The 23,919-nt window shown below is 70.6% G+C and carries 22 protein-coding genes; 4 read left to right on the top strand and 18 right to left on the bottom strand.

The annotated features are described in order from the left end of the window. Positions 1-3 precede the first annotated feature (3 nt). From ACFV9O_RS17165 to pgsA, 14 genes are all read right to left on the bottom strand, one after another. Entirely contained in the window at positions 4-546 is a 543-nt protein-coding gene (locus tag ACFV9O_RS17165; RefSeq protein ID WP_385418262.1) for an adenine phosphoribosyltransferase, read from the bottom strand. Further along, positions 543-1,655 carry a protein translocase subunit SecF gene (gene secF, locus ACFV9O_RS17160; RefSeq protein ID WP_385418260.1) on the bottom strand — a complete coding sequence of 371 codons (1,113 nt, stop codon included), beginning with the start codon at positions 1,653-1,655 and terminating at the stop codon, positions 543-545. The genes ACFV9O_RS17165 and secF overlap by 4 nt, the downstream gene beginning before the upstream one ends. A 1-nt stretch (position 1,656) precedes the next feature. Continuing rightward, positions 1,657-3,402 carry a protein translocase subunit SecD gene (gene secD, locus ACFV9O_RS17155; protein ID WP_385418258.1) on the bottom strand — a complete coding sequence of 582 codons (1,746 nt, stop codon included), beginning with the start codon at positions 3,400-3,402 and terminating at the stop codon, positions 1,657-1,659. A 147-nt stretch (positions 3,403-3,549) separates the two neighbouring features. Continuing rightward, positions 3,550-4,026, bottom strand: a complete 477-nt coding sequence (gene yajC / locus ACFV9O_RS17150; protein ID WP_385418256.1) for a preprotein translocase subunit YajC — start codon at positions 4,024-4,026, stop codon at positions 3,550-3,552. Positions 4,027-4,189: 163 nt separating this feature from the next. Next, positions 4,190-5,284 carry a Holliday junction branch migration DNA helicase RuvB gene (gene ruvB / locus ACFV9O_RS17145; protein WP_385418253.1) on the bottom strand — a complete coding sequence of 365 codons (1,095 nt, stop codon included), beginning with the start codon at positions 5,282-5,284 and terminating at the stop codon, positions 4,190-4,192. 121 nt (positions 5,285-5,405) lie between these two features. Continuing rightward, positions 5,406-6,017 (bottom strand): Holliday junction branch migration protein RuvA, encoded by a 612-nt coding sequence (ruvA, locus tag ACFV9O_RS17140; protein ID WP_385418250.1) that lies wholly within the window; start codon positions 6,015-6,017, stop codon positions 5,406-5,408. Further along, entirely contained in the window at positions 6,014-6,547 is a 534-nt protein-coding gene (gene ruvC, locus ACFV9O_RS17135) for a crossover junction endodeoxyribonuclease RuvC (RefSeq protein WP_385418248.1), read from the bottom strand. The genes ruvA and ruvC overlap by 4 nt, the downstream gene beginning before the upstream one ends. Before the next feature lie 163 nt (positions 6,548-6,710). After that, the gene (locus ACFV9O_RS17130) at positions 6,711-7,463 is read right to left on the bottom strand and encodes a YebC/PmpR family DNA-binding transcriptional regulator (RefSeq protein WP_385418245.1); all 753 of its coding nucleotides are present in this window, start codon (positions 7,461-7,463) and stop codon (positions 6,711-6,713) included. 63 nt (positions 7,464-7,526) lie between these two features. Further along, positions 7,527-8,114 (bottom strand): pyridoxal 5'-phosphate synthase glutaminase subunit PdxT, encoded by a 588-nt coding sequence (gene pdxT / locus ACFV9O_RS17125; protein WP_385418242.1) that lies wholly within the window; start codon positions 8,112-8,114, stop codon positions 7,527-7,529. A 6-nt stretch (positions 8,115-8,120) separates the two neighbouring features. Continuing rightward, on the bottom strand, positions 8,121-9,047 hold the full coding sequence (gene pdxS, locus ACFV9O_RS17120) for a pyridoxal 5'-phosphate synthase lyase subunit PdxS (protein ID WP_385418239.1): 927 nt from the start codon (positions 9,045-9,047) through the stop codon (positions 8,121-8,123). 113 nt (positions 9,048-9,160) lie between these two features. Then, the gene (locus ACFV9O_RS17115) at positions 9,161-9,703 is read right to left on the bottom strand and encodes a hypothetical protein (protein ID WP_385418237.1); all 543 of its coding nucleotides are present in this window, start codon (positions 9,701-9,703) and stop codon (positions 9,161-9,163) included. A 145-nt stretch (positions 9,704-9,848) separates the two neighbouring features. After that, on the bottom strand, positions 9,849-11,057 hold the full coding sequence (locus ACFV9O_RS17110; RefSeq protein ID WP_385418235.1) for a glycosyltransferase family 4 protein: 1,209 nt from the start codon (positions 11,055-11,057) through the stop codon (positions 9,849-9,851). Continuing rightward, positions 11,054-11,965 carry a phosphatidylinositol mannoside acyltransferase gene (locus ACFV9O_RS17105; RefSeq protein WP_385418233.1) on the bottom strand — a complete coding sequence of 304 codons (912 nt, stop codon included), beginning with the start codon at positions 11,963-11,965 and terminating at the stop codon, positions 11,054-11,056. The genes ACFV9O_RS17110 and ACFV9O_RS17105 overlap by 4 nt, the downstream gene beginning before the upstream one ends. After that, complete coding sequence (gene pgsA, locus ACFV9O_RS17100) at positions 11,962-12,627, bottom strand: phosphatidylinositol phosphate synthase (RefSeq protein ID WP_385418231.1); 666 nt, start codon at positions 12,625-12,627, stop codon at positions 11,962-11,964. Before pgsA ends, ACFV9O_RS17105 begins: the two co-directional genes overlap by 4 nt. A gap of 257 nt (positions 12,628-12,884) precedes the next feature. Here pgsA and ACFV9O_RS17095 point away from each other — a divergent pair, with 257 nt between their 5' ends. Together ACFV9O_RS17095 and ACFV9O_RS17090 are read left to right on the top strand one after the other, a co-directional pair. Continuing rightward, positions 12,885-15,092, top strand: a complete 2,208-nt coding sequence (locus tag ACFV9O_RS17095; RefSeq protein WP_385418228.1) for an elongation factor G-like protein EF-G2 — start codon at positions 12,885-12,887, stop codon at positions 15,090-15,092. A gap of 203 nt (positions 15,093-15,295) precedes the next feature. Next, positions 15,296-16,954, top strand: coding sequence for a hypothetical protein (locus ACFV9O_RS17090; RefSeq protein ID WP_385418225.1), 1,659 nt, complete (start codon positions 15,296-15,298; stop codon positions 16,952-16,954). 36 nt (positions 16,955-16,990) lie between these two features. On the opposite strand, the gene ACFV9O_RS17085 is transcribed toward ACFV9O_RS17090, so the two are convergent. Then, positions 16,991-17,551, bottom strand: a complete 561-nt coding sequence (locus ACFV9O_RS17085; protein WP_385418222.1) for an HIT family protein — start codon at positions 17,549-17,551, stop codon at positions 16,991-16,993. A 66-nt stretch (positions 17,552-17,617) separates the two neighbouring features. On the opposite strand from ACFV9O_RS17085, the gene ACFV9O_RS17080 reads away from it, so the two are divergent. Then, positions 17,618-18,304, top strand: coding sequence for a potassium channel family protein (locus ACFV9O_RS17080; RefSeq protein ID WP_385418219.1), 687 nt, complete (start codon positions 17,618-17,620; stop codon positions 18,302-18,304). A gap of 48 nt (positions 18,305-18,352) precedes the next feature. On the opposite strand, the gene thrS is transcribed toward ACFV9O_RS17080, so the two are convergent. The 3 genes from thrS to ACFV9O_RS17065 all read right to left on the bottom strand — a co-directional run bounded on the left by thrS (position 18,353) and on the right by ACFV9O_RS17065 (position 22,600). After that, the gene (thrS, locus tag ACFV9O_RS17075) at positions 18,353-20,329 is read right to left on the bottom strand and encodes a threonine--tRNA ligase (RefSeq protein WP_385418215.1); all 1,977 of its coding nucleotides are present in this window, start codon (positions 20,327-20,329) and stop codon (positions 18,353-18,355) included. A gap of 439 nt (positions 20,330-20,768) precedes the next feature. After that, positions 20,769-22,037 carry a hypothetical protein gene (locus ACFV9O_RS17070; protein ID WP_385418212.1) on the bottom strand — a complete coding sequence of 423 codons (1,269 nt, stop codon included), beginning with the start codon at positions 22,035-22,037 and terminating at the stop codon, positions 20,769-20,771. Beyond that, complete coding sequence (locus ACFV9O_RS17065; protein ID WP_385418209.1) at positions 22,037-22,600, bottom strand: DUF4365 domain-containing protein; 564 nt, start codon at positions 22,598-22,600, stop codon at positions 22,037-22,039. Before ACFV9O_RS17065 ends, ACFV9O_RS17070 begins: the two co-directional genes overlap by 1 nt. 320 nt (positions 22,601-22,920) lie before the next feature. On the opposite strand from ACFV9O_RS17065, the gene ACFV9O_RS17060 reads away from it, so the two are divergent. Then, on the top strand, positions 22,921-23,649 hold the full coding sequence (locus tag ACFV9O_RS17060; protein WP_385418206.1) for a 3'-5' exonuclease: 729 nt from the start codon (positions 22,921-22,923) through the stop codon (positions 23,647-23,649). Positions 23,650-23,919 lie beyond the last annotated feature (270 nt).

Raw genomic sequence — 23,919 nt, 5'->3', positions numbered from 1 at the left:
TGCTCAGACCGTGATCAGAGCGTCGAGCGGGGCGCCTCGCAGGGCAGGCTCCAGACGGGCACGCCCGCCGAGGAAGCCCAGCTCCATCAGTATCGCGACGCCCGCGACCTCGGCGCCGGCCCGGCGGATCAGCTCCAGGGAGGCCTCCGCCGTGCCGCCGGTGGCGAGGACGTCGTCGATGACCATGACGCGGTCGTCCGTGCCGAGGTCCTCGGCGTGGATCTCGATCTCGGCCGTGCCGTACTCCAGCTCGTACGCCTGCGACAGGGTCGCTCCGGGAAGCTTGCCCGCCTTGCGTACGGGGATGAAGCCGATCCCGGCCTGTACCGCGACGGGCGCGGCCAGGATGAAGCCGCGGGCCTCCAGGCCGACGATCTTCGTCGCGCCGTGGCGGACGCACAGCTCGGCGAGGGCCTCCGTCAGCGCGGTGAACGCGGCCGGGTCCGCCAGCAGCGGCGTGATGTCCTTGAACATCACGCCCGGCTTCGGGTAGTCCGGCACGTCACGGATGCGGCTGAGCAGCAACTCCCGCTTGCTCTCCGTCATCGGCGCTTCCCCGACGAGGGACGTCCGCGGCCATGGCCTCGCTGGCCGACGACCGTGCCGGCCACGGTCGCGCCGGACACCGCGTCGTGGGGCTCGGCGCCCGCACCTTCCGCGTCCGCGTCGTCGGCGGACTCGCCCTTGGCGGCGGCGGCCGCGCGCTTGGCGAGGACCCGCTTCTTCAGGGCCTTCATCTGCGGCTCGCGCTCCTTCAGGTCGGCGACCAGCGGAGTGGCGATGAAGATCGACGAGTACGCACCGGCCGCGAGACCGACGAACAGTGACAGCGAGATGTCGTTGAGCATGCCCGCGCCGAGGAAGCCGCCGCCGATGAACAGCAGACCGGCGACCGGCAGGAGCGCCACGACCGTGGTGTTGATCGAACGGACCAGCGTGCCGTTGATGGAACGGTTGGCGATCTCGCTGTACGTCCAGCGGGTCTGCTTGGTGATGTCCTTCGTGCCTTCCTTGAGGCTGTCGAAGACGACCACCGTGTCGTACAGCGAGTAGCCGAGGATGGTCAGCAGACCGATCACCGTACCCGGCGTGACCTCGAACCCGACCAGGGCGTAGATACCGACCGTGATCGTGATGTCGTGGATCAGGGCGACAAGGGCGGCGACCGCCATGCGCCATTCGAAGGCGATCGCCAGATAGATCACCACGAGGAGCATGAACACGCCGAGGCCGGTCCACGCCTTGTTGGCGATCTGCTCACCCCAGCTGGGGCCGACCAGCTCCGCGTTGATCTCGCCCTTGATGTTCAAGTCCTGGGCGAGCTGCTTGCCCACCTCGCGGGCCTCGGCGGTGTCCAGCTCGCTGACCTGGATCCGCAGCGTGTCGTTGCCGAGCTTCTGGACGATCGCGGGGTGCCCGGAGGCCTCCTGCGCGTACTCCTGGGCCTGGGTGACGGACACGCTCGTCTTCGGGGTGGTGAAGACGGCACCGCCCTTGAACTCGATGCCCATGTTGAGACCCCGCACCGCCAGGCCGACGATGGCCGTGATGGTGATCAGGATCGAGATGCCGTACCAGATCTTCCGCTTGCCGATGAAGTCGTAGCCGACCTCACCGCGGTAGAGCCTGGCGCCGATGGTGCCGAGACGCGACATCTCACGCCTCCTTCGGGTCGATGGGGGCGGAGACACGGCGCGAGCGCAGCGGCGGCTTGGCCCCGAGGCGCTTCGGGTCCAGTCCGGACCAGGGGTGGCCGCTCGCGAAGAACTTCCTGCGGGCGAGGAGCGTCATCAGCGGCTTGGTGAAGAAGAACACCACGACGACGTCGAGCAGGGTGGTCAGGCCGAGCGTGAACGCGAAGCCCTGGACCTTGCCGACAGTGACGATGAAGAGCACCGCGGCAGCGAGGAACGACACGAAGTCGGACACCAGGATGGTGCGCCGGGCGCGCGGCCAGGCACGCTCGACGGCCGGGCGCAGCGTCCGGCCCTCGCGGATCTCGTCACGGATGCGCTCGAAGTACACGATGAACGAGTCGGCGGTGATACCGATCGCGACGATGGCACCACAGACTGCCGGGAGATTCAGCGCGAAGCCGATGGCCGGACCGAGCAGGGACATCAGCGTGTACGTGAGGATCGCCGAGACCAGAAGGCTGAGCAGGGCGACGATCGACAGACCGCGGTAGTAGGCCACCAGGTAGATCACGACGAGCGCGAGGCCGATCGCGCCGGCGATGAGGCCGGCCTTCAGCTGCTCGCCGCCGAGCGCGGCGGTGACGGTGGTGACGCTCTGCTGGTCGAAGCTCAGCGGCAGCGCACCGAAGCTGAGGATGTTGCCCAGGTCCTGGGCGGACTGCTGGGTGAAGCTGCCGGAGATCTCGGCGCTCGCGCTGAGGGTCTGGTTGACCTGCGGGGCCGAGACGACATCGCCGTCGAGGACGATCGCGAACTGGTTCTGCGGCGACGGCTGCTGCGACAGCTTGCTGGTGATCTTGGAGAACTTCTTCGAGCCCTCGCTCGTGAAGTCCATCTGGACGATCCACATGCCGCGCTGCGGGTCGAGCACGCCCTTGGCGTCGTCGACGTCACGGCCGTCGACCTCGGCCGGGCCCAGGAGGTACTTCTCCCACTGGCCCGCGCTGTTCTTGCCACAGGCGACGATGGGGTCCTCGGGCTTGGTGCCCCTGGCCACATTGACACGGGCCGACTTGTCGAGGCAGTTCAGCTCGGTGAACTTCTGCTGGAGCGCTGCGGTCGCCGGGTCGGGCGTCGGCGCCGGGGGCGGCGTCGCCGCCGGCGGGTTCGACGCGGAGCCGGTCGGCGTGGGCGAGGGGGCCTTCAGCGCGTCGGTGACGGCGCGGCCCTGCGTGGTGGGGCTGGCGGTCGGCGTGCCGGACGGGGCGGTCGCCTTGTCCTTGCCGTCGTCACCCTTGCCCGAAGGGCTGGCGCTCGGGGAGGTGCTCGCGGTGGGCTCCGGGGTCACCGGGCCACCGGCCGCGACATTCAGGACGGGCCGGAAGAACAGCTGGGCCGTGGTGCCCACCTGCTGCTGGGCCTGCTCCGAGTTCGTCCCCTTGGGGATGTTGACGATGATGTTCTCGCGGCCCTGGGTCTGGACCTCGGCCTCGGAGACTCCGAGACCGTTCACACGGCGCTCGATGATCCCGACCGCCGTGTTCATGTTGGTCTCGTTGACCGCGCTCTCCTTGCCGGGCTCCGCCACGGCCTTGAGCGTGATCGTCGTACCGCCCGCGAGGTCGATGCCCAGTCGCGGCGTGGTGTCCCCGGACCAGAACATCCCGCCGAGGAGAGCGGCCATGACGATCAGCATCAGCGCGAGGGTACGCCCCGGCCTCCCCTGAGCCCCCGGCGCCTTTCGGCCCTTCTTCGGTGCTGCCACCTTCTCGTTTCTCCCTGTCCAACCGCCCCGCGCCGGGTGTGCGACGGGGTGGCCACGAAGTGTTGTGGGGACCTGCCCCCGCAGTGTCGGCACGAACCGGGGACCGCGGCCGTCGCCGATCAGGCGGCCCGCGGTCCCCGGTCGCAGTTACTTCGCGTCGGTGTCGCCGTCCGTCTTCTCGTCGTCCTTGGCGTCCTTGGCGTCCTTGACCTCGGGGGCGGAGCCGGCGTCGTCCGCCTCGTCCTTCTTGCCGAGGTCGATCTTGCCGTCCTTCGCGTCCTCGGTCAGCGAGGAGGCGTCGTCCGGGACGACCGGGGTGTCGCTCTTGAGGGCGTCGTCACCGTCGCCGTGCACGATCCGGTTGTACTCGGCGTCCTCGAGGACCGCACCGATGGCGTTCTTCGCGAAGACGAGGTGGACGCCGGGCGCGGCCTCGAGGAGGACCGTGTCGTCGTTGACCTCCTTGACGGTGGCGTACAGACCGCCGATGGTCCGCACGCCCGTGCCGGGCTGCATCTGGTTCCGCATGTTCGCCGCCGCCTGCTGCTTCTTCTTGGCAGAGCGGGTCATCAGGAACATTGCCCCGATGAGCACGATGAAGGGGAGGAGGGTCACGATATCCACGGGACGGAATTCCTTCGCACGACCGCGCTGGTAGCGGCCTGATCTACGGGGGTGGGCACGCCGACCTTGAAGGGCGGCACCGGCGGAGTCTAAGCGAGTCCGCATCGATGGAACAACGCCCAGCATGGCACCGTGGTTCCCGGCCCGGCGACCGTCCGCGCCATCACGCCCCGAACAGACCCTGTTGTCCGCTTGCACCCGTCCCGTTCGCTCCACCGCCGTGTTGCGGCGGTACGAGGCCGAGATGGGCCCATGCCGCGGGTGTCGCGATCCGGCCACGCGGGGTGCGGGCGAGCAGTCCCTCCCGTACGAGGAAGGGCTCGGCGACCTCCTCGACCGTCTCGCGCTCCTCCCCCACGGCCACGGCCAGCGTGGACAGCCCGACGGGCCCGCCGGCGAACAGCTTGAGGAGTGCCTGGAGCACCGCGCGGTCGAGCCGGTCGAGCCCGCGTGCGTCCACCTCGTACACGCCGAGGGCCACAGCGGCGATGTCGCGGGTGATCCGGCCGTCCGCCTTGACCTGGGTGTAGTCCCGGACGCGGCGCAGCAGCCGGTTGGCGATACGGGGCGTGCCGCGGGAGCGTCCGGCGATCTCGGCGGCGCCGTCCGTATCGATCTCCACGTCGAGCAGCCTGGCCGAGCGGTGGATGACGCGCTCCAGCTCTGCCGGCTCGTAGAACTCCATGTGCGCGGTGAAACCGAAGCGGTCCCGCAGCGGCGGGGGCAGCAGTCCGGCCCGGGTGGTGGCGCCGACCAGGGTGAACGGCGGCAGCTCCAGCGGGATGGCGGTGGCACCGGGCCCCTTGCCGACGATGACGTCGACGCGGAAGTCCTCCATCGCCATGTACAGCATCTCCTCGGCGGGCCGGGACATCCGGTGGATCTCGTCGAGGAAGAGGACCTCGCCCTCCTGGAGCGAGGACAGGATCGCGGCGAGGTCGCCCGCGTGCTGGATGGCGGGACCCGAGGTGATGCGGATCGGGGCGCCCATCTCCGCGGCGATGATCATGGAGAGGCTGGTCTTGCCGAGGCCCGGTGCGCCGGAGAGCAGGACGTGGTCGGCGGTGGCTCCGCGCGCGAGGGCCGCTTTCAGGACGAGGTCGAGCTGCTCGCGCACGCGCTCCTGGCCGACGAACTCGTCCAGCGACTTGGGCCGCAGGGCGGCCTCGACGGCCTGGTCCTCGCCGTCGGCGGATGCCCCGACGAGTCGCTCGGCCGCGGCGGCCTGCGTCTCGCTGCTGGTGTCGTCCCAATCCATGAGGTGTGCCTCGCGGTCTTCTCGGGCCGTTCCCGGGTCCGCGGCCGGTGATGTGGCGCGGGCGGGACCGCCGGTGGTCGGTCTCGGTGTCGGTCTGCCCCGGCCTCGCCGGGGCGCGGACTCAGCGGGTGCGGTTCAGGGTCCGGAGAGCGGCCCTGAGCAGCTGGCCGATCTGGGGCTCGCCCGCCGCCGCCTCCGCCTGGGGGGTCACCGCGGTGACCGCCTCGTCGGCCTCGCGCGTCGCGTAGCCGAGGCCGATGAGCGCGGCGTGCAGCTGGTCGCGCCAGGACTGGGTGACCGGCGAGCCGACGGCACGGGAGGCGGGACCGACGGGCTCGCCAAGGCGGTCCTTCAGCTCAAGGAGAAGCTTCTGGGCACCCTTCTTGCCGATGCCCGGCACCGCCATCAGCGCCTTCTCGTCGCCCGTGGCCACCGCACGGCGCAGGGCGTCCGGGCTGTGCACCGCGAGCATCGCCTGGGCGAGGCGGGGGCCGACGCCGCTCGCGGTCTGGAGCAGCTCGAAGACCTGGCGCTCGTCGTCGTCGGCGAAGCCGTACAGCGTCAGCGAGTCCTCCCGGACGACCAACGACGTGGCGAGCCTGGCCTCCTGACCGATCCTCAGCTCCGACAGGGTGTTCGGCGTGCACTGCACGGCCATGCCGATGCCGCCGACCTCGATCACGGCGGTCGTCGGGGCAAGAGCGGCGACCGGGCCGCTCACAAAGGCGATCATGCGGTACGGCCTTTCAGTGCGTGGTGTGCGGCGACCGCCTGCTGGAGGCGGTTCTGCGCGGGGGCGCGCCAGATGTGACAGATGGCGAGGGCGAGTGCGTCGGCCGCGTCGGCGGGTTTCGGCGGTGCGTCGAGCCGCAGCAGCCGGGTGATCATGGCGCCGACCTGGGCCTTGTCGGCGCGGCCGCTGCCGGTGACGGCGGCCTTGACCTCGCTGGGGGTGTGCAGCGCGACGGGCAGTCCACGGCGGGCGGCGCAGAGCATGGCGACCGCGCTCGCCTGCGCCGTACCCATGACCGTACGCACATTGTGCTGGCTGAACACCCGCTCCACCGCGACCAGTTCGGGCCGGTGCACATCCAGCCATTCCTCGATGCCGCGCTCGATGGCGACCAGCCGGTGGCCGATGTCGGCGTCGGCAGGGGTGCGGACGACGCCGACGCCGAGCATCGTCAACGGGCGGCCCGCGACGCCTTCGACCACGCCGATGCCGCACCGGGTCAGCCCCGGGTCAACGCCCAGAACGCGCACTCCCCCTCCTCACCTTCGCCAACTGGTGCAGGCTACCCGGTGCCACTGACAGGCCGGTCGGCGCGGCGCTGGGGGCGCGTCGTCGCGGGGGGAGCGGACCCGGAAAGCCGACCGGCCCGACGGAAGGATCCGTCGGGCCGGCGGTGTGCTCGTCGGGCCTGCGTCAGGCGTCGACCTTCTCCATGACGTCGTCCGAGACGTCGAAGTTGGCGAAGACGTTCTGCACGTCGTCGCTGTCCTCCAGCGCGTCGATGAGCTTGAAGATCTTGCGCGCGCCCTCCTCGTCCAGCTCGACCTGCATGGTCGGGACGAAGTTGGCCTCGGCCGAGTCGTAGTCGATACCGGCCTCCTGGAGCGCGGTGCGGACCGCGACCAGGTCGGTGGCCTCGCTGATGACCTCGAAGCTCTCGCCGAGGTCGTTGACCTCCTCGGCACCGGCGTCCAGAACTGCGCCGAGGACGTCGTCCTCGCTCAGCTCACCCTTGGGCAGCACGACGACGCCCTTGCGGTTGAAGAGGTACGACACCGAGCCGGGGTCGGCCATGGAGCCACCGTTGCGGGTCATGGCGACACGGACGTCGGAGGCGGCGCGATTGCGGTTGTCGGTGAGGCACTCGATGAGCACCGCGACACCGTTCGGGCCGTAACCCTCGTACATGATCGTCTCGTAGTCGGCGCCACCGGCCTCGAGACCCGCACCGCGCTTGACCGCCGAGTCGATGTTCTTGTTCGGTACCGAGCTCTTCTTCGCCTTCTGGATGGCGTCGAAGAGGGTCGGGTTGCCGTCGATGTCGGCGCCGCCCGTGCGCGCCGCGACCTCGATGTTCTTGATCAGCTTCGCGAAGAGCTTGCCGCGCTTGGCGTCGATCACGGCCTTCTTGTGCTTCGTCGTGGCCCATTTAGAGTGGCCGGACATCTGCCTGTCTCCTTCGCGTAACCAATCTCTGCTGCGTTCGCCTGTGATCCTACCGGGACCTGGTCAGTGCGCGGCGCGCACCATGTCCACGAACAGGCCGTGCATGCGGTGGTCTCCGGTCAGTTCCGGGTGGAACGACGTGGCGAGCGCGTTTCCCTGCCGTACGGCGACGATGTGGCCGTCGTACTCGGCGAGCACCTCGGCCGTGGCGCCGACGGACTCGACCCAGGGGGCACGGATGAAGACGCCCTCGACGGGAGTGTCCACGCCCCTGACCTCCACGGAGGCCTCGAACGACTCGTTCTGGCGGCCGAAGGCGTTGCGGCGCACGATCATGTCGATGCCGCCGATGGTCTCCTGGCCCGAGCGCGGGTCGAGGATCTTCTCGGCGAGCATGATCAGGCCGGCGCAGGTGCCGTAGACCGGCATTCCGGCGCGGACGCGCTCACGCAGCGGCTCCATCATCCCGAAGAGATGGGCCAGCTTGGAGATGGTGGTGGACTCGCCGCCCGGTATGACGAGGCCGTCGACCTCGGCGAGTTCCTCGGGGCGCCGGACCGGCCTGGCCACGGCGTCGGCCGCGGCCAGGGCGATCAGGTGCTCCCGTACGTCGCCCTGGAGTGCCAGGACACCGATCACGGGGGTGTTCATGGGTGATTACCAGCCGCGGTTCGCGTAGCGCTCGGTCTCGGGCAGGGTGTCGCAGTTGATGCCGACCATGGCCTCGCCCAGGTTGCGGGAGGCGTCCGCGATGATCTTCGGGTCGTCATAGAAGGTGGTGGCCTTCACGATGGCGGCGGCACGCTTGGCCGGGTCGCCCGACTTGAAGATGCCGGAGCCGACGAAGACGCCCTCGGCGCCGAGCTGGCGCATCAGCGCGGCGTCGGCGGGGGTGGCGACGCCACCGGCGGAGAAGAGCACGACCGGAAGCTTGCCGAGCTGGGCGACCTCGGCGACGAGCTCGTACGGGGCGCGCAGCTCCTTGGCGGCGGCGTACAGCTCGTTGTGGTCCAGGGCGCGCAGGTGGCCGATCTCGTTCTTGATCTGGCGCAGGTGGCGGACGGCCTCGACGACGTTGCCGGTGCCGGCCTCGCCCTTCGAGCGGATCATGGCCGCGCCCTCGGCGATACGGCGCAGGGCCTCGCCCAGGTTGGTGGCGCCGCAGACGAAGGGGGTCGTGAAGGCCCACTTGTCGGAGTGGTTGACCTCGTCGGCCGGGGTGAGCACCTCGGACTCGTCGATGTAGTCGACGCCGAGGGACTGCAGGACCTGGGCCTCGACGAAGTGGCCGATCCGGGACTTGGCCATGACCGGGATGGAGACCGCCTCGATGATCTCCTCGATCATGTTGGGGTCGGACATACGGGCCACGCCGCCGTCCTTGCGGATGTCGGCCGGGACCCGCTCCAGGGCCATGACGGCAACGGCGCCCGCGTCCTCGGCGATCTTCGCCTGCTCGGCGTTGACCACGTCCATGATCACGCCGCCCTTGAGCTGCTCGGCCATGCCGCGCTTGACGCGCGCGGTGCCGGTCTCGGGGGCCTGCGGGGAGTTGGAGAACGTGCTGGACACGATCGACCTCATTCGGTGACGACGGCTTGGTGCTCCGAAGAGGAAACCGTTCGGCACCAGGCCACTGCAAGTGCCAATGTGGAGCGTGTGGCTCCTTTTTGGCGAAAGGGGGCGAAGGCGAACGCCTACGAGGGACGGTCCGCCAGCGCCGTCGGCGGCTCGTCGTCCATCTCGAACGCCAGCGGGAACGGGGCGTGGCCCGCCAGCCGGAACCAGCGGACCGTGCGGTGGCGGCGCAGCGCCCGCGCCGCGCGTACGGCGTCGTTGTGGAACCGCCTGGCCATGGGGACGCGCCGGACCGCCGCCGCGAGCTCGTTGGCGGCGTCCTCGCCACCGGGTGCCTGCCGTACGGCCTCCACCTGCTCCGGCTCCCCGAAAACGGCCCGCAGGGCCTGGCTGAGCTCGCTCTCGGCGACCTCACGGTGCTCCTCGTCGGCCTGGCGGGCGGCGTGCGCGGCCTCGTACAGCACGATCGACGCGGCAGGGTCGAGCACGCCCGATGTGGCCAGCTCCTGGGCGACCGAGGCCCTGCGCAGTAGTTGCGCGTCCAGGGCGGCGCGGGCGGCGTCGATCCGCGCGTGCAGACGGTCGAGGCGGCCGGCGGTCCAGCTGAGGTAGAGGCCGATGACGACGAGTGCGACGAGGATCCAGATCAGGGTTGCGGTCACGGCGGGTCAATCTACCGGGGCGCGGAACACGGCCGATTCGCCCCGTCCGAGCCCCGTCCGGCCGACGGCGGCGGATCGCCCAGCACACCCCGTGTGTCCGTCCTCGAACGCCGGACGGGCTCGAAGCCCGCCGGTCCGACAGACCCTAGTCCCGCGCCAGGCCGAAGCGGGCCATCAGGCCCGGGCGTTCGTCCGTGGCGACGGAGGCCGCGCCGTCCGTCACCGTCTCGTAGACCGCGAGGATGTCCGCCGCCACCGTCGACCAGTCGAAACGCCGCACATGCGCGCTGCCCTTCGACCGCAGTTCCTCCCGGCGTGCCGGGTCGCCCAGGAGCCGCAGCGCCGCCGCGGCCAGCGCGTCCGCGTCCTCGTTGGTGAACAGCTCGCCGACCGCGCCCTGGTCCAGGACCTGGGCGAAGGCGTCCAGGTCGGAGGCGAGCACCGGCGCGCCCGCCGACAGCGCCTCGACCAGGATGATGCCGAAGCTCTCGCCACCGGTGTTGGGGGCGACGTACACGTCGACGCTGCGCAGCAGCCGCGCCTTGTCCTCGTCGCTGACCATCCCGAGGAACTCCACGCGCGAGCGCATCTCCTTCGGGAGGGACTCGACGGCCTCCTTCTCGTCGCCGCGCCCCGCCACGAGCAGCCGTGTCTCCGGCCGCTCCGCGAGGATCTTCGGCAGGGCCTTCATGAGCACCGGCAGACCCTTGCGGGGCTCGTCGATGCGGCCGATGAAGCCGATCGTGCCGCCCGCACGTCTCCCACCACCGCCCTCGACCGAGTTTCGCGCCCCTTCTGATTGCCACTCGGCCCGCGGCTCCGCCCGGGCGAAGAAGTCGACGTCGACACCGTTCGGGATGACGACGGCGTCGCCGCCCAGGTGCTCGACGAGCGTCCGCCGCGCGTACTCGCTGACCGCGATGCGCGCGCTGATCTTCTCCAGGGCGGGCTGGAGGATCGGATACGCGGCGATCATCGCCCGCGACCGCGGGTTCGACGTGTGGAACGTGGCGACGATCGGGCCCTGTGCCGCCCAGCAGGTCAGCAGCCCGAGCGACGGCGAGGCCGGCTCGTGGATGTGGATCACGTCGAAGGTGCCGTCGTGCAGCCAGCGCCGGACCCGCGCCGCGGACAGGAAGCCGAAGTTGAGCCGGGCGACCGAGCCGTTGTACGGCACGGGCACGGCGCGGCCGGCCGGGACGACGTACGGCGGAAGGGGCGTGTCGTCGTCCGCAGGGGCGAGGACCGACACCTCGTGCCCGACCCGGATCAGATGCTCGGCCAGGTCCCTGATGTGGAACTGGACGCCGCCCGGGACGTCCCACGAGTACGGGCAGACGATGCCGATCTTCACGTCCGCCGCCCCTCGGGCCCGGTGGTGTCGAGGTCCGCGAGCCACAAGCGCTGCAGCATGTGCCAGTCCTCCGGATGGTCGGCGATCCCGGTGGCGAAGGCATCGGCCAGCGCCTGTGTCATGACAGACGTCTTCTCGGCCCGCGTACCTGTCTCGGGTACGTCGAGCGGCGGATGGATGCGGCCCTTCATCACCGGGGTGTCGTCGTACCAGAGGGTCGCGGGCATCAGCAGAGCCCCGGTCTGCTGCGCGAGGAGCGCGGGCCCTGCGGGCATCCGGGCCGTTTCGCCGAAGAACTTGACCTCGACGCCGGAGGCGGACAGATCGCGGTCGGCGACCAGGCAGACCACACCGCCGTCCCGCAGCCTGCGTGCCAGCGTGCCGAAGGCGGAGCCGCCGGTGTGCGGCAGGACCTCCATGCCCAGCGACTCGCGGTAGGCGACGAACCGGTCGTACAGGGTCTCCGGCTTGAGCCGCTCGGCGACCGTCGTGAACGGGATCCCCTTGGCGCGGGTGAGCCAGACCCCGGCGAGGTCCCAGTTGGCGAGGTGCGGCAGTGCGAGGACGACCCCCTTGCCCGCGGCGAGGCCGTCGGTGAGGTGGTTCAGGCCCGTGATCTCGAAGCTCTGCCCGGCGCGCTCCTGGCTCCACGCGGGCAGCCGGAACGACTCCATCCAATAGCGCATGTACGAGCGCATACCGGCCTTGGAGAGCTCGGCGAGCCGCTCGGGGCTCGCGTCGGGCACCACGCGGGCCAGATTCGCCTCGAGGCGCAGGACGCCCTTGCCGCGCCGCTTCCACGCGGCGTCGGCGATGGTCCGGCCGAGTGCCGCCGCGGCCGGCTCGGGGAGCTTCTTGACCGTGGCCCAGCCGAGTCCGTACAGCGTGTCCGTCAGACGGTCCTTCATGAGGCCGCCCCACTCCCCTCCGAGGACGCCGCAGCATCCGCCTCGGCCGCCTCACGGCGTACCGTCACCACCCGCTGGCCCAGGGTGACCAGCGACCCCACCGCCACGATCCACAGTGCGATCGGGAGCAGCACCTTGACGCCCGGCACCCCGAAGGCGCTCAGGCCCGCGAGGCCCGCGGCGACCAGCGAGATGACGAGCCGCTCGGCCCGCTCCACCAGCCCGTTCACCGCAACCGGCAGCCCGATCGACTCGCCGCGCGCCTTCGTGTACGAGACCACCTGGCCGCTCGCCAGACAGAAGATGGACACCGCACACAACACGTTGTCGTCGCCGTTGCCCGCGTACCAGAGGGCGAAGCCGCCGAAGATCGCGCCGTCCGCGACCCGGTCCAGCGTCGAGTCGAGGAAGGCGCCCCAGCGGCTGGAGACCCCGGCCTGGCGCGCCATGTTTCCGTCGACGAGGTCCGAGAAGACGAACAGGGTAATGACGATCGTCCCCCAGAAGAACTCTCCGCGCGGGAAGAACACCAGCGCGCCCACCATGACCCCGGCCGTGCCGATGAGCGTGACCGCGTCCGGGCTCACTCCGCGACGGAGCAGAAACGCGGCGAACGGTGTGAGGACACGCGTGAAAAACGCACGCGCGTACTTGTTCAGCATGGCCTTCCCGAGGTTCGGTGGGCCGCGCGGCCCCTTATGGCCACCGGCGGGCCCATCGTAGTCACGACCGTCCCGCGCCAGCGGACTCCCCCGGTCACGTACGACGTATGGACGCACCATGACGGGAGTGGAAAGCTCGAAAGACCACCGCGGGCATCGCCGGAGCTGCCCCCTCGCCCAAGGCGAGGGCATCCCCAGTCGGCTCCCCCGGGTCCGCGCCCTCACACCTCACCGTGCAAGCAGTCGGGAGGATCATCATGGGCGACAAGGCGAACGCACACCCCGGAGCCGCCGGCAGGGCTACAACGGCCGACCGGCCGACATCCGTACGGAATGTGGTGCTGGTCGGCCACAGTGGATCGGGCAAGACGACGCTGGTCGAGGCCCTCGCACAGACCGCGGGCGCGGTCAACAGGGCCGGCCGGGTCGAAGACGGGGCCACGGTCTCGGACTACGACGAGATCGAGCACCGGCAGCAACGCTCCGTACAGCTCAGCCTCGTCCCGGTCGAATGGGGCGGGTACAAGATCAACCTGCTGGACACCCCCGGATACGCCGACTTCGTCGGGGAACTCAGGGCCGGTCTGCGAGCCGCGGACGCGGCCCTTTTCGTTGTCTCCGCGGCCCAGGAGGCCGACGCCGTCGCGGGTTCGACCCGCATGGTGTGGGAGGAGTGCGCGGCGGTCGGCATGCCCCGGGCGATCGTGGTCACACACCTGGAGACGGCAAGGACCGGTTTCGAGGAGCTGACCCAGGTCTGCGGACAGATCTTCGGCGGCGACGACCCCGACGCCGTACTGCCGCTCTATCTGCCCCTGCACGGCCCCGAGGCGCCGGACGGGCACGCGCCCGTGACCGGGCTGACCGGGCTGCTGTCGCAGAAGCTGTTCGACTACTCCTCCGGCACTCGTACGGAGAGCGAGCCCGGTCCTGACCAGCTGCCGCTGATCGAGGAGTCCCGCAACCGGCTCATCGAGGGGATCATCGCGGAGAGCGAGGACGAGACCCTCATGGACCGCTATCTGGGCGGTGAGGAGATCGACCTCAAGACGATCATCGACGACCTGGAGAAGGCCGTCGCACGCGGCGCCTTCCATCCGGTGCTGGCCGCGGCGCCCGCCGGCGACGGCGGGAAGCAGGGGCTCGGCACGGTCGAGCTGCTGGAGCTGATCACGGGCGGTTTCCCGACCCCGCTGGAGCGGCAGGCCCCCGCGGTCACGACGCCGGAGGGCAAGGAGCGCCCCGCGGTCAGCTGCGACCCGGCGGGTCCGCTGGTCGCCGAGGTGGTCAGGACCGCGTCCGACCCGTATGTCGGCCGGCTGTCGCTGGTCCGCGTGTTCTCCGGGACGCTGCGCCCTGACCAGACGGTGCATGTGTCCGGGCACGGGCTGACGGACCGGGGCCACGAGGACCATGACGTCGACGAGCGGATCGGCGCCCTGTCCCAGCCCTTCGGGAAACAGCAGCGCCCGCTCGGCGAGTGCATCGCGGGCGACCTCGCGTGCGTCGCGAAGCTGGCGCGGGCCGAGACCGGGGACACGCTGTCCTCCAAGGACGACCCGTTGCTGGTGGAGCCCTGGGCCATGCCCGACCCGCTGCTGCCGGTCGCCATCCAGGCGCACAGCAAGGCGGACGAGGACCGGCTCTCGCAGGGTCTCGCCCGGCTGGTCGCGGAGGATCCGACGATGCGGCTCGAGCAGAACCAGGACACGCACCAGGTGGTGCTGTGGTGCCTGGGCGAGGCCCATAAGGACGTGGCGCTGGAGCGGCTGCGCAGCCGCTACGGGGTCCAGGTCGACGTGGTGCCGCACAAGGTGTCGCTGCGGGAGACGTTCGGCGGGCCGTCGGCGGGGCGCGGCCGCCATGTGAAGCAGTCCGGCGGCCACGGCCAGTACGCGATCTGCGAGATCGAGGTCGAACCGCTGCCGGCCGGCTCCGGTATCGAGTTCGTCGACAAGGTCGTGGGCGGCGCGGTGCCCCGGCAGTTCATCCCGTCGGTGGAGAAGGGCGTCCGGGCCCAGGCGGCGAAGGGGGTCGCGGCGGGCTATCCGCTCGTCGACGTGCGCGTGACGCTGCTGGACGGCAAGGCGCACTCGGTGGACTCGTCGGACGCCGCGTTCCAGACGGCGGGTGCGCTGGCGCTGCGCGAGGCGGCGGCCGATGCGCGGATACATCTGCTGGAACCGGTGGCCGAGGTGCAGGTACTGGTGCCCGACGAGTACGTCGGACCGGTGATGAGCGATCTGTCGGGCCGGCGAGGCCGGGTGGTCGGCACCGAACAGGCGGGCCCGGGCAGGACGTTGGTGCGGGCCGAGGTGCCGGAGATCGAGATCGGGCGGTACGCGGTCGATCTGCGGTCGATCTCGCACGGCACGGGACGCTTCGACCGCTCGTACGCGCGCCATGAGGCGATGCCTCCGCAACTGGCCGACAAGATCCGCGAACAGGCCGAAGCAGGTTCGTAGTTGATCGCGCCGCCCGCCGTACCCCCTTGCGGCGGGCGGCACTTCGGGGGGTCCGGGGGTCACTTTCCCGATGAAGCCGTGCGGTGACGGCACACGCACGGCGAGTCCTCGATACGCTGTGGTGCCCAGCTCAGCAGGTGTGCGGGGCTCCGTAGTGGGGAACAGGCCGCAGAGCGGACGGTTGCGGCGATGGGGGCGGTGCAGTGGCGGACCAGGCATTCGATTTCTCTCCAGGGGCGCAGGTCCCGCTGCAGGGCTCGGCCGGTCAGACGGCGGCGACGCACGCCCTCGCCTCTGCCGCGTACCGCGACGGCAAGCTCGAGGACATCCTCAAGGCCAACAGCGAGTGGCACGAGTCCAAGGTCACCAAGCCCAAGATCTCGCTGTTCGAGCCGAATCTGGGCGAGGCCTTCTCGCGGGCGGTCCAGGTACGGATGCTCGGCGGCGGCCGCAAGCCGCTCATCCAGTCGTTCGGCACCGAGCCCCAGGCCGTGGTCGAGCACGCGCTCGCGGCGACCCGGATCCGCAAGGAGCGGGACGCGAAACTCACCGGGATCATGGCGCTGTTCGGGCTGCTGTTCCTGCCCGGGATGCTGCTGTGGATCGGTGTGTTCCAGCTGCGCCGGACGATCGCGGGGGCGCAGGACAAGAAGACGGGGGCGCTCGGGGGTGCGCTGCTGGCAGGGGTCGGCCTGCTGGCGGTGGTCTTCCTGCTCCGGCTGCCGTTCACCGGGTTCTGGGGCTACTACCTGCGGGGCATGATCGTGGCCCCGGTCGTCGGCTGGCTGCTCGCGAAGCGGATCTGCGAGTCCACGGCGAAGGACATGCGTGAGCGCTGGGGCAGTCTGCTCTCCGGCGGCGGCATCGGCGCGAAGGTGCCGGAGGCCGTCCCGGGGAACCCGAACGAGACCGCGGCCGAGCAGCTGCGCCAGGGCCTGGAACTGCTCACCGCCGAGCAGCACGCCAATTCGGTCTTCTACGCGGGCCCCAAGGGCATACTCGGCATGGGCACCCGCTGGGGCAGCTGGCAGCTCGCCGAGGAGCTGGTGCCGAAAGCACCCAACAAGGAGTTCCACCAGTTCCGCAGCTGGGACGTCATCAAGGTCATCCACGACCAGCTGACACTGCTGCAGCGCGGCCCGCTGAACACGGGAGGCTTCCCGCCGCCCTCGGTGAAGCACTGGGTCGTGGTGCCGGTCGGGGAGAACGCGAAGGAAGTGGCCAGGCCCGCAGGCCAGGACGTGGAGAACAAGTTCCAGGTCAAGCGCCACGAGATACAGCGCATCTGCGACCACCAGCAGTTCGGCAGCGGAAACCGCCACTATCTGGGCGTGCAGTTCACGTTGTGGGACGGCCAGCTGGTGATCACCATGATGATCACCGTGACGGTGCTCTACCAGACGCTGCGCATCGAGGTGACCGGGCACGCCCTCGGTCCGGTCCACGCCCTGTTCACCACCAAGCCCGAGCCCAAGACCGTCGAGGTGGCCAAGACCGTCCGGTTCTGGGAGACCACCAAACGCCAGCTGCCGCTGGTGGACGCCAAAGAGGTGGTCCGGCTGATGGTGCGGGCGCCGTTCACCTGGTACCCGCCGCTGCTGGACTTCATGGGCGGGAAGCTCGTGCTGCCGGAGCCGTTCGGTCTGCGGCACGCCTGGGCGGACAAGCCCTGGCGGCACCGCTTCATGGCGGACGACGCGATGCGCGCGGCGACGCCGGTGCTGCGGGTGACGCATGCGGCGGCGATGCGGGTCCTGGAGGAGAACGGCGTGGACACCGAGCGCTTCAGCAACCGCTCCATGATCGTGAGCGGGCTGATCCAGGACCCGGCCCCGCGCAAGGCCGACGTGTACGACGCCTGACGCCGTCCGGCCGTCACATGACGGCCGGACGTACCGTTACGCGTCCGGCCAGGCGTCCGCGAGCATCTTCCGCGTGTCGGCGAGGAGTTGGGGCAGCACCTTGGTGTGACCGACGACCGGCATGAAGTTGGTGTCGCCGCCCCAGCGCGGCACGACGTGCTGGTGCAGATGGGCGGCGATGCCGGCCCCGGCGAGGCTGCCCTGGTTCATGCCGATGTTGAAGCCGTGCGCCCCGGAGGCCGTGCGCAGCGCCGTCATCGCCCGCTTGGTGAACGCGGCGAGCTCGGCGGTCTCCGCGTCGTCGAGGTCCGTGTAGTCGGCGACGTGCCGGTAGGGCACCACCATGAGATGCCCGCCGTTGTACGGGTACAGATTGAGCACCGCGTAGACGCTGTCGCCGCGCGCGATGACGAGTCCGTCCTCGTCGGACTTCGCGGGGATGGAGCAGAAGGGACAGCCGTCGTCGGCCCCCGGTCCGGTCGGCTTGTTCTCACCCTGGATGTACGCCATCCGGTGGGGCGTCCACAGACGCTGGAAGGCGTCCTGGATACCGACTCCGATCTGCTGCTCCGGCTCACTCGTCATGTGGTGCAGCATATGACTTCGCCCGTACGGAGCGTGTCGCCGGGGCGGACCCGGGCGGCCGGCGGACATCCTGGGCCGATGGACACCGCGGCAGACACCCCGCTGGGGCGCTGGGAGCAGCGCACCGAGGTGCCCCTGTTCTGGGGCTCACTGCTGTTCCTGGCCGGATACTCGGTGCGGGTGCTGGCCACCGGTGTGGACATGATCTGGCGGAATCTCGCGTTCGCCCTGATGCTGCTGATGTGGCTGATCTTCGCGGCCGACTACGGGGTGCGGCTGCGGCTGAGCGGTCAGCGACTGCCGCGGTTTCTGCGCACGCACTGGCTGGACACCGTGGTCCTGATCCTTCCGCTGCTGCGTCCACTGAGGCTGGTGAAGGTGTACACGGCGGTGCAGCGACGGCGGGACCGGGCGCGGCTCAGCCTGTACGCGCGCGTTATCGCGTATGCCGGGGTGACGGCCGTGCTGCTGGGCTTCTCCGGGGCCCTCGCCGTCTACCACCAGGAGCGCTCGGCGCCGGGGGCGTCGATCCGTACCTTCGGGGACTCCCTCTGGTGGGCGTGCGAAACGCTGACGACCGTCGGATACGGGGACGTGACGCCGGTGACGCCGATGGGGCGGCTGATCGCGGTGGGGATGATGATCTGCGGGCTGGCGCTGCTGGGGGCGGTGACCGGTTCGTTCTCGTCCTGGCTGGTCCAGGTCTTCACGCGGGAGGACGAGAAGGGGCCCCCGGGGGACGGACGTCCTCCGGGGGCCCTCTGAGCTTCTCGGCGCGAGCGTCTCGGAGCCGTACGGCCAGAGCTGTACGGCTCAGAGCTGTACGCGCTCCTCGACGACCTTGACGATCTTGGCGATGGCCTCGTCGACCGGGATGCCGTTCTCCTGCGAACCGTCGCGGTAGCGGAAGGACACCGCGCCGTTCTCCATGTCCTCGTCACCCGCGATGACCATGAAGGGCACCTTCTGCTTCTGGGCGTTGCGGATCTTCTTCTGCATACGGTCCGACGACGAGTCCACCTCGACCCGCAGGCCCCGCTGCTTGGCCTTGGCGGCGAACTCCTCCAGGTACGGGACGTGGGCGTCGCCGATCGGGATGCCCAGCGCCTGCACCGGCGCGAGCCACGCCGGGAACGCGCCCGCGTAGTGCTCCAGCAGCACCGCGAAGAACCGCTCGATGGAGCCGAACAGCGCGCGGTGGATCATGACGGGGCGCTGCTTGGTGCCGTCGGGCCCGGTGTATTCGAGGTCGAAGCGCTCCGGCAGGTTGAAGTCGACCTGGATGGTCGACATCTGCCAGGTGCGGCCGATGGCGTCCTTCGCCTGGACGGAGATCTTCGGGCCGTAGAACGCGGCGCCGCCCGGGTCGGGGGTCAGCGGGAGGCCCTGCTTCTCTGCGGCCTTCCGCAGCACCTCGGTGGCCTCTTCCCAGACCTCGTCCGAGCCGACGAACTTCTTCGGGTCCTTGGTGGACAGCTCCAGGTAGAAGTCGGTCAGGCCGTAGTCGCGCAGCAGGTCCAGCACGAAGGTCAGCAGCGAGTCGAGCTCGTCCGCCATCTGCTCCTTGGTGCAGTAGATGTGCGCGTCGTCCTGGGTGAAGCCGCGGGCCCGGGTGAGGCCGTGCACGACGCCGGACTTCTCGTACCGGTACACGGTCCCGAACTCGAAGAGGCGCAGCGGCAGTTCACGGTACGAACGCCCGCGCGCGTCGAAGATCAGGTTGTGCATAGGGCAGTTCATGGGCTTGAGGTAGTAGTCCACGCCCTCGTCGAGCTGCATGGGGGGGTACATGCCCTCGGCGTACCAGTCCAGGTGGCCGCTCTTCTCGAAGAGCTTCCCCTTGGTGGCGTGCGGGGTGTAGACGAACTCGTAGCCCGCCTCCTCGTGGCGGCGGCGCGAGTAGTCCTCCATGGCCCGGCGGATGATGCCGCCCTTGGGGTGGAAGACGGCCAGGCCGGAGCCGATCTCGTCCGGGATGGAGAAGAGGTCCAGCTCGGAGCCCAGCTTGCGGTGGTCGCGCTTCTCGGCCTCGGCGAGGAAGTCGAGGTACGCCTTCAGCTCGTCCTTGGACGGCCAGGCGGTGCCGTAGATGCGCTGGAGCATGGGGTTCTTCTCGCTGCCGCGCCAGTACGCGGCGGCGTTGCGCATGAGCTTGAACGCCGGGATGTTGCGGGTGGTGGGCAGGTGGGGACCGCGGCAGAGGTCCTTCCAGCACAGCTCGCCGGTCTTGGCGTCCAGGTTGTCGTAGATCGTCAGCTCGCCGCCGCCCACCTCGACGTCGGCGCCGTCGTCGTGGGACGCGGCGCCCTTGATGCCGATGAGCTCCAGCTTGTACGGCTCGGCCGCGAGCTCCTCACGGGCGGCCTCGTCGGTGACGACGCGCCGCGAGAAGCGCTGGCCGCGCTTCTGGATCTCCTGCATCTTCTTCTCGATGGCCTTGAGATCCTCGGGCGTGAACGGCTTCTCGACGTCGAAGTCGTAGTAGAACCCGTCCTTGACCGGCGGGCCGATGCCGAGCTTGGCCTCCGGGAACAGCTCCTGCACGGCCTGCGCCATGACGTGCGCGGTGGAGTGGCGCAGGATGTTGAGCCCGTCCACGGACGAGATCTCGACCGGCTCGACCTCCTCGCCGTCCTCCACCTCGTACGCGAGGTCCTTCAGCTCACCGGCGACGCGCGCGGCGACGACGGTCCGCTCACCGGCGAAGAGCTCGGCTGCCGTGGTGCCCGTGGTCACCACGCGCTCTTCCCGCTCGGAATCGCGTTGGATGATCACACGGACGTCTGACACCGGTCTCTCCTGCCTGATGGGGGATGCGCGCTGTCGTACGACGCACGCAATACGTCATGCTACCGAGCCCGATGCCCCGCCCGCGAAACGGTCCACGCGGCGGGGCGGGGGCCCTCGGGGCAAGCCCCCGGCCCCCGGGGACCGCGCCCGGCACCGCCCGGTGAGCCCGGGTGTCCGTCCTCGAACGCCTGACAGGCTTCAACGCCCCGCCGACGAATGAGGCGGAGCCGCTTCCCGCGCCCGGAGGGCGAAGGGGGCAGGGGCTTGGAGCCGGGTCCAGAACCCAGCCCCGCTTGCGGCCCCCACGCCCGCAGGGCGTACGGAAAGGAGCCGAGGCACAGCCCCGACGGTCAGGGGCTCAGCCCCAGTTCGGGAAGGGGCGGGGTGGGACAGGGCCCGCCGCAGGCGACGCCCGAGGGGGAGACGGGCCCCGGGCCCGTCAGTCGTCGCCCCCACAGGCCTCCTCGAAGAAGTCGAGGTTCTCGTGGAGCGACTTCATCAGGCGGTCGCGCTCGGCCTCGTCGACCTGCACCGGCACGACACCGGTCGCATCGGTCAGGCGCCTGAACCCCCCGCGGCTCTCGAGGCGCCCGATGACCCGGATCGGCACACCCACGAGGTGGGCGTGGCCGGCGGTGCGGTAGGACTCCTCGTCGAGGACCGCACGGACGTGGGGCACCTCGGCGCCCGCCAGGACGCGCAGCCGTACGGTGCCCTCGCCGCGCGTGCCGGAGCGGCGCATCCGTACCACCGCACCCGTGATGCGGACGGGGACGGACGGCTCGTCGCGGAGATAGCGGGCGCCGGCCTCGCGCAGTGCGGGCAGGTCACCCGGCGAGAACTCGACGGGTTCCGGCCGGGCCGCGCAACCCTCCGGCACCCCGGCCGACGGTGACCAGGCCAGGGCGATCCGCGCGCCCTCCGCCCCGCGCACGAGCGCCACGACGGCCTCGGTCAGCTCACGGCTGACCCCGGCCTCCACGGCGGTGTCGAAGGCCTCCATGCCGCCGGTGGCCCGCTGGTAGTCGACGGCCTCGCGGGTGGCGTGCAGCGCGTGGTGCAGTCTGACGGCGACGGCCCGCCCGGTTTCCGCGGGCACGAACGCGGTGAGCCCCCGCCCGCCCGGCGCCGGCCCGACCAGGATCCCCGCCAGCGCGGCCAGCGCCTGCCGGCGGTGCCGCGCCCCGTAGTACCCGGCCCGTCCGCGCGCGGCGAGCGCGCCCGCGAGCAGCATCTGCCGGGCGGCCGCGCGCAGCTGTTCCTGCACGGTCCAGGCAGCCGCGCCGGACGGCCCCTGCGGCACGTCCCGCCACCAGCGGATCTCGTCGCTGGGCACGGCGAGCCCGACGAGCACCTCACGGGCCGACGGCGCGGCTGACCGGGCGAGCGCCGTGAGCGCCTCGCTCAGCAGGTCCTCGCTGTCCGGGAAGGCCCGGCTCTCCGGGACGAGCAGGCTCGTGCCCCCGGCCGCCGGGCCGGGTGGGGTCCAGCGGGCGTACCGCCCCGCCGCTCCCCCGCGCCGCCGCCAGCCGTGCCGGTCGAGGAGCGCGCCCAGCACGACGGGATCGACATGCGCGGGATCGGGCCCGTCGCTCCCGTACCAGGGCGCGGGCACGTCGTCCGGGAGCGGCAGCGGCAGGGGATGCGGGTGCGGAAGCGGGTGGGAGCCGGCGTACGGCTGCAGGGGTTCGTCGATCGGCCGGTGCATCACGGTTTTCCTCCCGTCCCGACCCGCGTCATGATTTCGCAGAGCGCCCGGTCGTCGAAGATGCGCGAGGTCGGGATCCGCACGGTGGTCCTGCGCCGGCCCGTCACCGGGTGGCCGGCCAGGTTGATCCAGTAGCAGCAGTGCCGCAGGTCGAGCCGGTCGTGGCTGGCCCGGAGCCATTCGTCCTGCGTTCTCGGCACGATCATCACGACGAGGATCTTGTGCACCGACACCGGTGTCCGGGCCAGCTTCACCAGGTGCTCGTTGTCGAGGATGAAAGAGAACGCCGGACCCGGTGGGTGCGGCGGGATCTGGTAGGTCGCCTTCAGTTGCACCTTGATGGTGACTTCGTCGTCGACGGTGTGTCCGGGAGCGCTGTGGCTGACGTGCCAGTCGATCCCGTTGTCCGGGAACGGCTGGGACAGCGAGCAGCCCGCGGCGGCCGCCACCGCGTGGAGGTACCCCACCTGGAGGGTCTCCATGCAGGCGGTGGTGGCGAGTGCTCCGCGCAGCGGTACGGTCCGCTCGGGCAGCGCACCCGGTTCGGGCTGCGCGAGCGCCATGGCTCCGTCTGCCTTCCGGGCTGTGCCGATCGATTTGCCCCTTGCTCTGTTCGCTTCCGGGCCGCTCAAGCGTCTGTCGACGGTCGATCGTGCTCGACTGCTCGTTCCTCGCAGTCTCCGCACGCGCGGCGCTAGCCGCATATCGATTGCAATCTCCCTTTCGACAGCCACGCGCCCCTTCCGCTCATGCGACGGGCCGTCAACTTCGCGCCCCGTCATCTGTGTTGTCACCCGCCTGCGTACTGCGCAAACAGTCCGGGTATCACCGATTCGGGCAGGGGGATCACGCCATCTGCCAGGCATGGGCGAGGAGTTCGGGGATGACACTCTGGTATGAGGGGCCCCTGGCGGCATTTGACACGGAGACAACGGGCGTGGACGTCGAGACGGACCGGATCGTGTCCGCCGCGCTGGTCGTCCAGGATTCGGCGGGAGGTCGCCCGCGCGTCACCAGCTGGCTGGTCAATCCGGGCATACCGGTACCTGCGGAGGCCACTGCCGTTCACGGGCTGACCGATGAGCATCTGCAGCGCAACGGCCGCTGGCCCGCTCCCGTGATGGAGGAGATAGGCCGGGCGCTTGCCGAACAGTGTGCGGCGGGCCGTCCGCTCGTCGTCATGAACGCGCCGTTCGATCTGACCCTGGTGGACCGCGAACTGCGTCGCCACCGGTGTTCGTCGCTGGCGCACTATCTGGAGCACGTACCGATGTGCGTCCTGGACCCGCGCGTCCTCGACAAGCATCTGGACCGCTACCGGAAGGGCCGGCGCACCCTCACGGATCTGTGCGCCCAGTACGAGGTCGTGCTGGACGAGGCGCACGACGCCGCGGCGGACGCGACCGCCGCACTGGAGGTCGTACGGGCGGTGGGGCGGCGCTTCGCCGCGCGCCTGGAGCGGCTGTCCCCGGCGGAGCTGCACACGCTCCAGGCGGTGTGGCACGCGGCGCAGGCGCGGGGCCTGCAGGCGTGGTTCGCGCGGAACGGCTCGGAGGAGTCGGTGGATCCCGCATGGCCGCTGCGGCCGGAGATTCCCGCACAGGCGGCGTGAGTTCGGTGCCGCGGCGGGACTGCCGCGACACGAGTGCCGCGGTACGAGTGCCGCGGTACGGGTGCCCCGCCGCTTCGGGGCACCCGTACGGTCGTGCACTCGGCCGGACCGGCGAGTCCGGCCGGTCGGCCCGGTCCTGCCGGGACGCCCGACAGGACCGGACCCACAGGACGGCCTAGGAGCGCGTCTCAGTAACCGTCAGCTGGCCGGGAGGTCCTGATCGGCGGGATCGTTCACGGTCGCCCGGTCAGCGTCTGTGGGGCCGACGGG

The organism is Streptomyces sp. NPDC059909 (assembly GCF_042730885.1).
Lineage (GTDB): Bacteria > Actinomycetota > Actinomycetes > Streptomycetales > Streptomycetaceae > Streptomyces.
This window is presented reverse-complemented; position numbering and strand designations above follow the sequence as displayed.

Bases quoted from the DNA above. Each gene is read 5' to 3' on its own strand.
- ACFV9O_RS17105 (WP_385418233.1), bottom strand. From the start codon at position 11,965: ATGAAGGACCGTCTGACGGACACGCTGTACGGACTCGGCTGGGCCACG.
- ACFV9O_RS17065 (WP_385418209.1), bottom strand. From the start codon at position 22,600: ATGGCGCTCGCGCAGCCCGAACCGGGTGCGCTGCCCGAGCGGACCGTA.
- pdxT (WP_385418242.1), bottom strand. From the start codon at position 8,114: ATGAACACCCCCGTGATCGGTGTCCTGGCACTCCAGGGCGACGTACGG.
- ACFV9O_RS17085 (WP_385418222.1), bottom strand. From the start codon at position 17,551: ATGCTGCACCACATGACGAGTGAGCCGGAGCAGCAGATCGGAGTCGGT.
- ACFV9O_RS17060 (WP_385418206.1), top strand. From the start codon at position 22,921: ATGACACTCTGGTATGAGGGGCCCCTGGCGGCATTTGACACGGAGACA.
- ruvB (WP_385418253.1), bottom strand. From the start codon at position 5,284: ATGGATTGGGACGACACCAGCAGCGAGACGCAGGCCGCCGCGGCCGAG.
- ACFV9O_RS17095 (WP_385418228.1), top strand. From the start codon at position 12,885: ATGGGCGACAAGGCGAACGCACACCCCGGAGCCGCCGGCAGGGCTACA.
- pgsA (WP_385418231.1), bottom strand. From the start codon at position 12,627: ATGCTGAACAAGTACGCGCGTGCGTTTTTCACGCGTGTCCTCACACCG.
- ACFV9O_RS17165 (WP_385418262.1), bottom strand. From the start codon at position 546: ATGACGGAGAGCAAGCGGGAGTTGCTGCTCAGCCGCATCCGTGACGTG.
- ruvA (WP_385418250.1), bottom strand. From the start codon at position 6,017: ATGATCGCCTTTGTGAGCGGCCCGGTCGCCGCTCTTGCCCCGACGACC.
- pdxS (WP_385418239.1), bottom strand. From the start codon at position 9,047: ATGAGGTCGATCGTGTCCAGCACGTTCTCCAACTCCCCGCAGGCCCCC.
- secF (WP_385418260.1), bottom strand. From the start codon at position 1,655: ATGTCGCGTCTCGGCACCATCGGCGCCAGGCTCTACCGCGGTGAGGTC.
- ACFV9O_RS17130 (WP_385418245.1), bottom strand. From the start codon at position 7,463: ATGTCCGGCCACTCTAAATGGGCCACGACGAAGCACAAGAAGGCCGTG.
- ACFV9O_RS17080 (WP_385418219.1), top strand. From the start codon at position 17,618: ATGGACACCGCGGCAGACACCCCGCTGGGGCGCTGGGAGCAGCGCACC.
- ACFV9O_RS17070 (WP_385418212.1), bottom strand. From the start codon at position 22,037: ATGCACCGGCCGATCGACGAACCCCTGCAGCCGTACGCCGGCTCCCAC.